Consider the following 13,713-nt stretch of genomic DNA (forward strand, 5'->3'; position numbering starts at 1 on the left):
ATCCTACAAATTGTATAAACAGTTCAAATGCATAAATTTTAAACTAGGATAAAATCTGGAAAAGTAAATAAGGAACACAGCAGATGGGATATTTTAATGAAAAATAGTTCAAAAAAGATAATAGTAACCGTTGACTACTATTATCTTTTTTCTTTAAGTTATCGTAATACGTATGAAACTCTAAGGGACGTGGTATGTCATTTCATCAAACAATGATTATATACTGAGTCATGAATATAGAAATTTCAGCAGTAATTTTTGAAAAATAACATAAAAAACAAAACTATCTTTGAAAATGGAAAAAATCTATATGAATGTCAACTAATCTATGTACAAAAACGTTCACTTAATTTTGCATAAAATCACTCGACTTAAGAAGCTAAGTAGTTCTTCAAGGTCGATAAGAACACCTGTAGATGCTTCAGGATAACTACATAATTGTATGGGTAATGTACTTGAAACCTTTCGGTAAAACCATACACATAATACAACTAACTCCTTGGTTCAATATTTACTTTTTCGCTGAACAAATTCTTTTTCTTGAGCAAAATATTCTAGGATATAAGGAGATTTTTCGATTAACTTGGTGTCTAGTTTATTCTCCAGCTCCAATTACTTCGTTACTTTCAGATTCAGTTCATTATATTTTGTACTTTGTCTTTATACACAACATATTCTTTACCATCCACTACTGCTACTACCGCAAATTCATCATTTGGATTGAATGAAAGCCAATCAGCCCACATGTTAGTATTAGCCCCTCCACTCCACATATTATGAACAGTGTTTTTCGTTAAATTCATAACTTTATAAGACGCATTTGGCGCATTTGTTCCAGTCTTTATTTCAAAAGTGTATGCGTTATGAATTTTTTTATAAAAGTAGAAAACGTTTGATGGACGAAGCTGATTCAAAAAATCCTGTTCTTTTTTCTCTGCAATTTTTATCCCTTCTTGCAAAGTGACAACATCTGTTTTTAATGTTTTCCAACTGTTTTTCGCTGCATTCAAGCTAGGGGTTAAGAATTTATATTTATTTTGATCAGCTTTTTGATCAGCTTTATCAATATGTCCCAGTACACCCGAATATTGAGAATCTAAATCCTCCCATTGCGTAGACATATAAGTAAGAGCAGTGATAGCACTATCAAGCATACTATGCATATCACTAATATTATGAAATGCAACTCCAACTACACGATTCAATGTTATTTTATAATCTACAGTCTGACGCAATTTTGCTAATTCAGGTTCTAGCCAACCTAACTTACCTCTTGCATCACCTATCATGATGCCACCAGCAATCAAGGTTGGAATAAAGGGGATTTTCACCATGTCTAACCCCTTAGATTCTATGTCTTTCTGATATTTTACTTGTCCTAAAAGGTCCTCTAGACGCTTTTGGTCCGCCTCCACATCAGCACCTTGGTTTTTTAAAATCGATTGCAATGTCTCTTTATGACTTCCAAATGTTCTAACATCTTCTCCAATAGCATTTTTTAATTGAATTAATTCTTCTATTAATGCTTTTGCAGACTTTTGATTTTGTTGAATTCCTCCCTGTAAATCTGTAATCCCTTTTTTTAAAGTATCTCCATTTCCAGTATTGATCGCCTCTACTAATGTTTCATAATAATTTTCAAATTTTGTATCGTATTCTATAATGCCTGTCAATGTATCTAAAAGCTGTTTTTTTACTTGTGTATTCCATGTAACAGCATGTGCTCTTGCATTCTTTTGATCTTGTACAATTTTACTAGGCAAATCTGCATTTCCATTAATAGTTATTCCTTCAAAACTCACATCTGGATTATTAATTAGCAAATAAGAATATTCATTCATAGCTTTTGCAAATAAACCAGCATCTTGCAAAGCTTTTTTCATCTGTTCTTCATTTGCTGAAAGAGATATATTTTCATTGTTCGTTTGTTCAATTTCAATCGCAAAAGTTTCTAGTGGTATGACTGCATAAGTAGTTGTTATAGTTAAAAACGCTGATACAGCGAGTAGTTTATTAGGGATTTTTTTCATCATTTCGTATTCCTCCTATATAAGGTATAGTTTCAAGTTCTAATCTTATTAAAAAGCGATGTCTTTCAAAATGAGTTCTACATCTTTTATCAGTATCGTTTGAACTTTCTTTAGCAGCCTTCAAATCATAAAGTATTAAAGAAAATGTATATAATCTGCTTCAAATTAACCGATTCTGTTGCAAATTTTAAAAAAGCAATTAAACTACAAGGTTATTTTTTATTCGAATCATACTTATATATAATTGAAAGGCGAAGTCTTTAATGAGACTCCGCCTTTCTGTTATATAAGGATTTATTAATTATCACTTTTCTGTTTAACAGTGTAATCATAGACTTTCTATGTTTTAGTTCACTTTACGCAGAATTAATATTTCCCTATTTTTGTGGAGTAACAGTTTCCACTTTTAATTCCTTTATTCCTTCTTTTAATGTAACAGCATCTGTTCGTAATGTTTTCCAACTGTCTTTAGCCGCATCCAAATTATTCTTTAAGAATTTAAATCTATTTTGTTCAGCTTTTTGAGATGCGGTCTTAATATGTCCAAGTACTCCCGAATATTGAGAATCTAAGTCATGCCACTGCGTGGACATATAAGTAAGAGCGTTAATAGCATCATCAAGCGCCTTGTGCATTTCATTAATATTACTGTAAGCAACTCCAACTACACGATTTAAGGTTACTTTATAATCCACGGTCTGACGTAATTCTGCTAATAAAGGCTCTAACTTACCTAAATTATCCCTTGCTACTCCGACTATAATACCGCCAATTATTGGTAGACCCAAAATAGCACCCTTCATTACATTAAACCCATCAGATTCTAATTGTTTATAATAGTTTACTGATCCTAATACTTCTTCTAGACGCTTTTGATCGGCATCAACATCTGCACCTTGATTTTTTAAAATTGACTGCAAGAGCTCTTTATTACTTCCAAAAGCTCTAACATCATGTCCAATAGAGTCTCTTAATTTAGTTAATTCTTCTATTAGTTGTTGTGCATACTTTTGATTTTGTTGAATTTCACCTCGCAAATCTGTAATCCCTTCTTTTAAAGTTTCTCCATCCCCTGTATTAATCGCTTCTACCATTGTTTCATAATAATTGTAAAATGTTGTATCGTATTCAACAATACCATTCAATGTATCTAAAAGCTGTTTTTTTACTTTCGTATCCCAAGTAACAGCATGTGACCTTGCATTCTTTTGATCTTGTACGATTCTACCAGGTAAATCTACATATCCAGTAATGGTAATTCCCTCAAAATTCACATCAGGATTCTTAATTAACATATAAGAATAGGCATTCATAGATTTTGCAAATAATCCAGCCTTTTGCAAGGTCTCTTTCATTCTCGCTTCATTTGCAGAAAGAGCCGTATCTCCATTGTTCGTTTGTTCAATTTCACTTGCAAAAGTTGTTACTGGTGAAACTACATTAGCAGTTGTAATAGTTAATAGCGTCGATACAGCGAGTAATTTATAAGGGATTTTTTTTATCATTTCATTTTCCTCCAATTTAGGTTTTATATTTCAGTTCTACTCCTGTTTAAAAGCAATATCTTTTGAAATGAATTCTGCATCTTTATGAATATCATTCCAACTTTCTTTAGCGGCTTTTAAATCATCTGGTATTAAAGAGAATTTGTGGTCTTGCATAGAATCGATATTATCCAGTAAATCTGTATAATTTGCGCCCATTGTATTCCATTGCTTTTGAATATTTGTTAGAGACAATATCGCTTGATCTACAGTCTGATATAAATATGCCAATGTTTCTTTCGCGTTAGTAAGCGAAAGAACTGCTTGATTAGCACGATCTGCTTTCATACTTAATTCTCCGATTTTGTTAGAAATTTCATTATAGGAGTCCATATGCTTAGATGCTGTGACACCAGCCGCTGTTCCTAAACCAATACCAGCTGCACCAAGAGCCGAGAGTCCACCAACAACAGCCGGTGTTGCTGTACCGCCAGTTACAACAATAACGACCGCTCCTCCAATAGCTGCAATAACTAAAATAGCTGCTCCCAATCCACCACCAATTGACCATGCTAATACATCATCAAAATGTTTTTTCTGAGTAGAACGAAGTTGCTCAATTTCAGCTTGAAGTTGTGGAATCGTTGCCTGTTGACCTGCTAATATTGCAGTTAATCCACCTTTCCCATCTGGACCACCAACATTATTTTTAAAATCTGTAGAATTTTGATATAGTTTCCCTTTGAAGTCTTGTAGCATCTTAATCACATCTGTAACTTCGTTTGAATTTGTATTGATTGTAGTAATTAAATCATTTATACCCTCTTTTAGACCTGCCTTATCTTTCTTTTGTACAGTTTCTACTAATGTGTCGTAATAATTTTGAAATTGTTCATCGTAATTTACAATATTACGAGCAGTTTTTTGAATCTGTGGCTTCGCTGTATCTAACCAGTAATTCGCATTGATTCGTGATAGCTCTTGATTAAGGTGAATATTTTTGAGCAACTCTCCCCCCTCTGAGCCTAAATCGATATTAGATAAATTTACATTTGGTTGCTTAATCATTGTTTTTGCGTATAAATCCATTACTAGAATATGAGACCCTGTTTCAGCTAATGCTTTCTTCAGTCCTTCGGGGCCTAATGCATAATTGCCTACTTTTTGTTCTTGAGCGGTCGTTTCTTGTGCAAATGCATGAATAGTGTTACCGGTAGTAGCAGTTATAACAGTTGCTAATGTAGCTAAAGTTAGTACTTTGAATGGAAATTTTTTCATGACTATTCTCCTTCTTTCGCTAAATGCTTATACTCTTTATAGATTTCCAAAAACGTAATATCAAAATTTATATACTTGCTCTTCAAGGTAACTTATTACATTTTTTAATTGTCTTAATGTATCTTTTTGAGACTGCTCGCTAGTTGTATCAACATTAGTAGATAATTTTGTAATGCTATTTTTTATTAGATTTAAATCTTCTTTATAGCGCTTTAGTAGATCAAGTTCTACATCTATTTGATTTGCAAACGTATGCAAATCATTTTGTGTAAGAAGAAGCATTGATTTTTGTAAATCAGCTATTGATAATTTCGTTGTTAAATCATATATTTTTTGATTTTGTTTCTCTAAATCATCTAAATATGCTCGCTGCTCTGCTGTTAATTTATTTACTTCAGCAAAAACGCCAAATGTTTTCTTAATCTTTTCGGTATCAATGACCTTCATCAGGTCATACTCTTGTGTTTTTGCTGCGGCTGCGGCTGCTATTTCACCTTGTTTGCTTTTCTCAATTGCTTCACGAGCTGCTTTCTTTGCTGATTCAATCTCTAGAGCAGTTTTACCTTGCTCTGTTGCTTCTTGCACTGCTTTTTTCTCAGCTTCTAAAATAGAGTTGTTAATTTCTTTTCCTTTGTTATACGCTGCCACCCCTGCTTGAGCAGCTGGTTCAATAATTTCTTTTGAAAGACTATAAACTTCTTTGAATATAGCAAATCCCTGTTCATTTAAAGCCCCTGGTATTAATGCAATTTGCTGTAAATCATTTTGAATTGCTTTTTTGGTATTTAATATTTCATTTTTTAACTGGTCTATTTTTCCTGTTCCATCTGTACTTAGTATGCCTTGAGCAGTTGCCACATTGGTATCAAAATCTTTTAATTTTTTATCAAGCTGTAATTTAAGATCTGTTAATTCATTGATTTGCCGTTGCGTATTTTCTTGATTCGTCATAGTCATTTCTTGAAGTACTTCAAGTCTATCCGAAAACCCTTCTCTATCTTCTTTATTGTCTACAAACGATTTTAATGTCGGGTAATAGCTATTAAATTTTGTTACAAATCCTTTACTTTTTGAATTTAATAGAATTAACTGTGGATAGAGTTCCGATGACCATTCCTTCATATCTTGTTTGATTAGGAATTGATTTGTATTTAAAGCTGTGACTTCCTCTAACTGTACATTAGGACTCATTAAAGATTGATCAATATACGTTTGGATTAATTTAGATTGCGCACCTAATTTTCGTAATGAAGAGGAAATATCCATGCCTTCCTGTTGAGTTTCCGCTTGAACGGTTGGTGTTGCGAGAGTATTGATAGGAATATTTCCTCCAGTTACAATGGATGTGACTAATAATCCTGTAATTATTTTAGTTTTCATTCCGTACACTCCTTTACCATTGTTTTTATAACTTAATTCATATAACTTGTACGACCTCTCTCTTTGTAAACTGATTAAGAAGGAGAAATCTTTCAGATAGGATAATATCGTTATTTTTTACTTCTAATAGGATGTAAGGATTTTACTTACTTCTCACTTCGATACTTTATTTTTTCAAATATAAATAACAAAAATTTATTAACTATATTTGAATCAAGCACCCTATGAATAGTAAATGAGTAATTCTTCCCTAGAATTGCGGTTTAACTTACAGAACTGCGAGAATCAATAAACCAATGCTTACAGTTAATCTTGTCATAACATTGTTTAATTTAAATTTAATAATATTACTCTTAGTTTTATCAGCAAGCTCCTTACTAGACTACAAAAGGTGAAATTATACTGTACATCGCTTATACTTTTATTGCGGAATAACTTCACTTTTGTTATGCAGAAACTTAGAACACGTTTATTACAAACTTGATTCTTGACCTCTTGTAAATAAATAGACTATTCGAAAAATATTTTCAACATAATGTTACTTACAACTTCACTATAATTCCTATTAGCGTAACCTTATCCTTTCTGTCTGGTCATACCAGTTATGTTGTTCATTAAAACATTAAATTTTTAATGCGTAAATAGAAAAATTTTGTCGATTACGATCGATAATTTACTGTTAAATAAAAATATGAACCGAAAAAAATTATATAAATATAGTTATCCGTAAATTTCATTTCTGTAATTGTAATGATTACAAATTAATGTGTATACGGTTAAAAATAACTATTTTAGCTCAACCGAGAAATTTTATTTTAGAAAAAATACTTATAGAATAATATAATAGGTCTTTTTATACTTTTTTACCTTTATTTACTTATGTATAATTGCATAAAATGTAGATATATTTAGTAATATATGTTATATTGTTGATTTTTTCACAAAACATCCTAATATCATTATTAACAAATATTCAGTATGAAGATATTAGTCTATAAACTTATCATCGTTATAAACATAGGTTTTAAATTACAAAAAAGCTGCAAAGCTTCCTTGGAACACTTTGCAGCCTTCTGTCTTTTTTTTCTTTAGCAAAATAATGGTTAGTGAATTTTCATTTTTTGGGATACTTACACCCATGTTTAAGTCTTTACATTGGAGACAGCAAATAACAAGCTTATATTATTGTATATTTTTCACGGTACTGCCTAGGAGTCATGCTAGTGATTTTTTTGAAAACTCTTATAAAATAACTTTGGTCATTAAAGTTAAGCCAAGCACAGATATCTGATAACGAATAAGTAGTGAGGGTTAATAATTTCTTTGCTTCTTCCACTCGTTCCCTTTGAATATATTCACTTAAAGTAATTCCCATTTCTTTTTTAAATAGTTTAGACAGATAAGTAGGCGTAATTTCTAAATGATTAGCAAGTTCATTCAGAGATATTCCATCGTAAACATTTTTATTAATATGTTTTATACATGTAGTAACCGCGTAAGAATACTTTTTTGCATTGTATTCTTTCACACGATCTGCAAAGGTACGTAAAGCGTCCCCTGATAATCGCTTTACAGATTCTACATTATCTAATTGTTCTAGGGTTTGTATATATAAAATACTATGGGCAAAAGCAATATCTGGTGGCAGGTTTCCTTCTATTGCATATCGAGTGGCTAAGGTAATCGCAATAATTCCAAGGTTTTTTTGATTCCTGAGCGGATCCTCTATTAGCATAAGTTCAACATCTTCTTGCGAAACCGCATACATATACTGTATTAACTTTTTTTTATTCCCTTCTTTAATAGTCGAAAAGAAATCATTTACTAATGCCATATTGTGCGTTTTAGGTTTGTTTTGTCGGCGTTTTAAAATATATAAATCCGGTTTCACAATTTTATTAGGAACTTCCTCTAGTACTTTATTTTTTTCCAAGACAATATCTACATCTAACTTTTCATTGAAAATCATGTAATGTAATAAAATTCCCATATCAATTAATGTAGTTTTTTTAATCTCAGATAAACACTGATAATAGGCAAGTCTTTCTTGAATGTTATCATTTGATTTAAATTCTTTCTGAAATTTTATGATCATATCATCTGAATCTTTTGAATGTATAGTAGGACCGATTATAATAGTCCCTTTAATATCATCATGATTTTCTATATGAATTAGAACAAAATTTTCAAGATAGTTGTTACTTCGGAAAAGTGGCAAGTTAAAGGGATCGTTTTCTTGATAAATATCAGTAAGATGTTCTTCTTTTGAAGAATAAAAAGGACTACAAACATTATCAGATGTAGAATGATATAAAATTTTTCTGTCTGCAGATAAAATATGTACAGGGGCATTAAATGCTTTATGTGCAAGATCACACAAGTGTTGTATATCGATAGAAGTATTCATTACATTCTCCTTTATAGATCCATAAAATATATTTTGTTATATATAATTCACGACAAATAATACTATAAAATATCAAATTAGTACAATTCACAACAAAATATTACTATATCTTTTTTATAAAAATCATATATTATTTAATTGTAGTTAGCATCTAAATATCAGAGTAGATACGTAAAGGAAATACACTAAGTTCTTTTCTTAATTCTACAAAATATAATTATTGAACTTGAGAAAACAGTGAAGTACTTCAAAATACAGTGGTAGTCAATGCGAGGACCAAGCTGGAAAAAGATTTAAAATAAAGCGAAGTAACAGGAGATACTGTACCACCGCAAGAAATAACAGTCAAAGTTCCAATTCAATCCTTTCTACAAATTGAATTCAAAAAATAAATACTGCTAATTTACATGTGAAACTGAAAAACTATTTTCCTCCAAATTTTAGAAAAAGATAATAAAGAAGTTGTGAATTTGGAAACAGATGAAAGCGATACGGCTATTTTTGAAGCACTATGCTTTGAAAAATACAAGGTAGAGGAAATTCAAGGATTCAATTAAACATTTAATTGAGAGAAAGGTCTTTTCATCAACTAAAAATAAAAAACGAATGGAATATTCAAAAAATGACACTATATTACTGGTCGTAACATTAGTTTTACTTTCCACAAAAGAGGAAAAAATATATAGACTTTACAAATACTAAAAATAGCAAACTAGCTAGTTTTATTACCGCATCACATAAAGTGAAACTTTAATCAGTGGGGGTTTTGTTCATCCCCCACTGATTATTAGCCCATACCAATCGGGCTTTTACGGGCAGCCCGCCCCCCACCTAACTTCTTTGCTTCCGCTGAATTTTGAGGTGGAGGTCTTACTGCCCGGCAAATAGCGGGATAAACTTATTATTAATTTCCAAATACAATAGTTTTTAATCAACAAAAAAACTTCACTAATTAAGGTGCACAGTAAATTGACCTCAAAACAGTAATTACTACAATATCAGTTTTTACTTATTCTATAAAAAAGAAATATCATTTAATAATTATTACTTTATATCAATTTAGACATAAAACATTTTATTATATCGGCTTAAGTATTATGAAATTAAAATTGCAAATAACACCAAAACTCTTTTAAAGGCTCATACATCGTTCGTATCGGGTTGATTATTTTTTGATACCTATGTCATTAACACGAATAAAAAAGTTTATTACAAAGGAATCTGAGAGGTTTTTTCAATTTCGAAATTTATTTTTTTGTAAATTAAAGGAAAAATAATCCATATATATACGGATTATTTTCTTAGTGTAGTCTGTATTGACCTGTTAACTGTTTTTCAGCCATTCAAACTAAGCGTTTTGTAATCTCTCCACCGATCCGAACCATTTGCAGATGATGTGATGTATCAGGTCCCAGTGTGACCCCTAGTTCAAAAGCACTTTCATACTTCATTTGCTCAATAGTACTTGTAGTAGCAGAAATAAGAATTTCATTTGTATTACTTTCGTATCTTTGAATATTTATAAATAACATGTACCTAATTATGCTATTTACGCATGAATAACCTAATTTATTCCAGTATTTTTATAGGAACCCTTTCCCTCCCCTTATTTCACCAATTAAATTTGAAACACAAATGTACATTGCATTTCAATATAACAATAAAAGCTACAAAAGCAACGAATTTACTATTTTAAAGTTAAGTGTTTAACCTTTAAGTACTTAAATTCTTTTTTCCAGATAAAGCATACATTATATCTTGATGTTTTATTGTCCTCTTATAATTATGTGGTATCGGGAATTTATTTCGGTGTTCTTTTATTATAATTAAAGTTTGAAGTTCTATGCTCAATACTTTTGCGAGGACATGATAGTTATATCCATTATTTAACAGACAAATTATGTCATAAAACATAGTTTTTCCACCCACTAATTTTACTAATTTATTCTTTAACTCATCCCTTTTTTCTTTAGCTTCATCAATTTCTAACAACATAGATTTTTTATTTGTCTGCTTAATGTATTGAGTATACAACTCTGGGAATTCTTTTTGTACTTCTTTGTTTAATACTGGTTTATATTTAATCATGTAAGTAACTTGTAACAATGAGCGTTTTAACAAACTATCTTCAATGAGATACGCTACTTTATTAAATAAATGTACATATTCCTCAATATTGGAATAACTATTAAAATGAGCTAATACTCTACTTTTTATACTAAAAGCCTTGCCTACATAAATAATATTGTCATTATAATCTTTAATGAAATAAATACCACTGTCAGATTTTTTTAATTTATTATCCAATTCTTCTATACTCATAAAATGCAATTCACTCATACTTCTCTCTCCTTAGCAGTGTTAAATCGTAAAAAACAAGCAAGGTTTCTAAAAAAGTACTTAGCTGCCCTAGCATCTCTTATTTTATCTCTTGCTAAATGTCAAAAAACTGTTTCTATGTTACTCAACTATCAATATGATTATTAATAAAATTTTCGATCGTTATTATCTCGCAATTTTATCATGTAATTTCGAGATCGTTTCCTCATTTAAATTACTGTGTTTTATCGAATAAAGGAAATATACTACTACCCCAATAGTAATCCAAATACTAAAGTACACCCATGTCCTTAACGGTAAATTTAGCATTAAAAACACACAGCATACAATTGCAACGCATGGTAATACAGGTACAAAAGGTACCATAAATCCACGTTTTAAATTTGGGTGTGATTTACGAAGGATAATAACTGATAGACAAACTAACGCAAACGTCACCAAACTACCGATATTAACTAAATTAACTAATTCTTTCAAATCAATAAACCCAGCTATTATAGAGCTCCCTATTCCTGCCAATCCAGTTATAAAAGTCGGTGCTCCAGTTTTCTTATTAACTTTCGCAAATGATTTCGGTAACAATCCATCACGACTCATTGCAAAGAATACTCGTGTTGCCGCATACATATTGGAAAAAATAACAGCCATAAGGCCAATTACAGCACCTGCAGCAATTGCACCAGCGACTTTTCCTTGTCCTACAACTTCCATTACATAAGCCATCGCCTCAGGAACATTTAATTCTTTATAGGAAACCATTCCTGTCATAACAAGGCATACCATAACATAAATAATTGTACATATGATTAATGATGCAATAATACCGATCGGAAGATTACGTTTCGGATCTTTTACTTCTTCTGCTGAAGTTGCTAATATATCAAAACCCGTAAAAGCGAATAAAATAGCTGCTCCACCCGTAAAAACTCCACTTAAACCGTATGGTGCAATTGGTATCCAGTTCATTGGTTTTACATAGAATATACCAACCGTAATAAACAACAAAATCATTCCAATTTTAATCAATACCATTATATTATTGATTCGTTTACTTTCCCTCGTACCACGAGATAACATCCATGCCAATATCAATGTAATAATTACTGCTGGTAGATTCACAATACCACCATGCGAAGGAATCGTTACTAGAGCTTTAGGTATCTCTAATCCAAATCCCTTTATTAAATTGTGGAAATAGCCTGTCCATCCAGCAGCGACAGCTGCTGTTGCCACGATATATATTAACAGCAATGACCAACCTACTAGATGAGCAACAAACTCACCAATTGTTGCATATGAGTACGTATATACACTACCAGACGCCGGGAGTGTAGAAGCAATTTCCGCGTAACATAATGCTATAAATCCACATATAATTGCTGCAAGTATAAATGAAAAAACAACTGCTGGACCAGCATTTCTTGCTGCTACTAATCCAGTTAACACAAGAACACCCGTTCCAACTATCGAGCCTACCCCTAACATAATTAAATCAAATGCCCCTAATGTTTTCGTTAAAGTCTTGCTTTGATTATGCTCTAACAATTGTGTAACGGATTTCTTTTTTAGTAAATTACTCATATTTTCTGTATCCCCTTTAAAATAAGGTTTGTTCTTCTCGTTAGTGTTGTATATAAATTTACTTAGTTATTAACTAGCCTCATAATATTTCTTTTACATTAAATAGATTTGAAATATTATATAAATTCGCTTCTCACTTACTAGTTAAACTAGACATTTCCATAGATTTTTGCGTACAACGTTTCATAGCTGAAATGATAGCTGTTCTTAAACCTTTTTCTTCTAGCGTTACTACAGCTTCTATCGTCGTTCCACCTGGAGAACAAACCATATCCTTCAATTCACCTGGATGTATTCCTGTTTCCAATACCATTTTTGCAGAACCTAATACAGCCTGAGCCGCAAATTTATAAGCTTGTTTTCTCGGCATACCACCAAGTACAGCAGCATCTGCCATGGCTTCTATAAACATATACACATATGCTGGAGAAGAACCACTAATAGATGTAACAACATCCATTAGCTTTTCATTTATGACCTCCGTCTGGCCGAAAATATTAAATATGTTCAGTACCTCTTTTATATCTTTTTCTGTAACCATTTCATTAAAACATAACGCAGACATTCCTTCTCCAACAAGTGCCGGTGTATTAGGCATTACTCTAACAACTTTTAACTTTCTACCAAATTCATTCTCAGTGCTCTTAATACTTTTTCCTGCAGCAATAGTTACAACGATTACATCATTTTTTATTTGATCTTTTATTTGGTTAATTACCGATGAGTATAAATCTGGTTTGATTGATAAAATTAAAATGTCAGCACTGTTAGCGACTTCATTGTTGTTAGTAGTTATAGTTATGCCATATTCATTACTAGCATTTTTTAAATTAATGACGTTTAAATCTGAACAAATTATTTGATCTGGAAAAACTATATTTTTTTTTATCATCCCACCTATCATAGCAATACCCATGTTTCCACATCCGATGAATCCTATTTGTTTATTCATAATAATTTGCTCTTGCTCCTTCTACTCTAAATTTTATTGATTTTGAAATTATTATTCTAAATAAGGGCTATTACAATTACTTGGTTTATCAATAGAATTTCAAAATTCTCCTTCCTATATAGAGCTTACATATACCTCTAATAACTTCTTTGCTTTCGCTGAATTTTGAGGTGGGGGTCTTACTGCCCGGCAAATAGCCGGATAAAATCATTTCTTTAATCTATAATAAGAAAGACATAAAAAAACAAAAAGTTACAAAAA

At 31.3% G+C, this 13,713-nt stretch carries 10 protein-coding genes and 1 pseudogene; 1 reads left to right on the top strand and 10 read right to left on the bottom strand.

The features are described from left to right. Window positions 1-384 precede the first annotated feature (384 nt). From DN401_RS30580 to DN401_RS11755, 6 genes and pseudogenes are all read right to left on the bottom strand, one after another. A pseudogene (locus DN401_RS30580) lies at window positions 385-612 on the bottom strand (hypothetical protein); the annotation flags it as partial. A 20-nt stretch (window positions 613-632) separates the two neighbouring features. After that, entirely contained in the window at window positions 633-2,033 is a 1,401-nt protein-coding gene (hblB, locus tag DN401_RS11735; RefSeq protein ID WP_086388591.1) for a hemolysin BL regulatory component HblB, read from the bottom strand. A gap of 374 nt (window positions 2,034-2,407) precedes the next feature. Further along, entirely contained in the window at window positions 2,408-3,535 is a 1,128-nt protein-coding gene (gene hblA, locus DN401_RS11740) for a hemolysin BL binding component B (RefSeq protein ID WP_149287687.1), read from the bottom strand. A 36-nt stretch (window positions 3,536-3,571) separates the two neighbouring features. Beyond that, window positions 3,572-4,792: a hemolytic enterotoxin HBL lytic component L1 gene (gene hblD, locus DN401_RS11745; protein WP_000714440.1), complete on the bottom strand. Its 1,221-nt coding sequence runs from the start codon at window positions 4,790-4,792 to the stop codon at window positions 3,572-3,574. Between the two features lie 60 nt (window positions 4,793-4,852). Continuing rightward, complete coding sequence (hblC, locus tag DN401_RS11750) at window positions 4,853-6,172, bottom strand: hemolytic enterotoxin HBL lytic component L2 (RefSeq protein ID WP_149287688.1); 1,320 nt, start codon at window positions 6,170-6,172, stop codon at window positions 4,853-4,855. 1,177 nt (window positions 6,173-7,349) lie between these two features. Further along, window positions 7,350-8,579 (bottom strand): helix-turn-helix domain-containing protein, encoded by a 1,230-nt coding sequence (locus DN401_RS11755; protein WP_086384993.1) that lies wholly within the window; start codon window positions 8,577-8,579, stop codon window positions 7,350-7,352. 425 nt (window positions 8,580-9,004) lie between these two features. Here DN401_RS11755 and DN401_RS11765 point away from each other — a divergent pair, with 425 nt between their 5' ends. After that, entirely contained in the window at window positions 9,005-9,136 is a 132-nt protein-coding gene (locus DN401_RS11765; RefSeq protein WP_149287690.1) for a peptidase, read from the top strand. Window positions 9,137-9,922: 786 nt separating this feature from the next. On the opposite strand, the gene DN401_RS11770 is transcribed toward DN401_RS11765, so the two are convergent. The 4 genes from DN401_RS11770 to proC all read right to left on the bottom strand — a co-directional run bounded on the left by DN401_RS11770 (window position 9,923) and on the right by proC (window position 13,452). Continuing rightward, the gene (locus tag DN401_RS11770) at window positions 9,923-10,111 is read right to left on the bottom strand and encodes an alpha/beta-type small acid-soluble spore protein (protein WP_000897406.1); all 189 of its coding nucleotides are present in this window, start codon (window positions 10,109-10,111) and stop codon (window positions 9,923-9,925) included. Window positions 10,112-10,292: 181 nt separating this feature from the next. Then, entirely contained in the window at window positions 10,293-10,919 is a 627-nt protein-coding gene (locus DN401_RS11775; protein WP_149287689.1) for a GIY-YIG nuclease family protein, read from the bottom strand. Between the two features lie 165 nt (window positions 10,920-11,084). Continuing rightward, window positions 11,085-12,500: an amino acid permease gene (locus DN401_RS11780; protein ID WP_000067450.1), complete on the bottom strand. Its 1,416-nt coding sequence runs from the start codon at window positions 12,498-12,500 to the stop codon at window positions 11,085-11,087. 133 nt (window positions 12,501-12,633) lie between these two features. Continuing rightward, window positions 12,634-13,452: a pyrroline-5-carboxylate reductase gene (gene proC, locus DN401_RS11785; protein WP_001041288.1), complete on the bottom strand. Its 819-nt coding sequence runs from the start codon at window positions 13,450-13,452 to the stop codon at window positions 12,634-12,636. Between the last annotated feature and the right edge of the window lie 261 nt (window positions 13,453-13,713).

This window comes from Bacillus sp. BF2-3, from assembly GCF_008368795.1.
GTDB classification, from domain to species: Bacteria; Bacillota; Bacilli; order Bacillales; family Bacillaceae_G; genus Bacillus_A; species Bacillus_A cereus.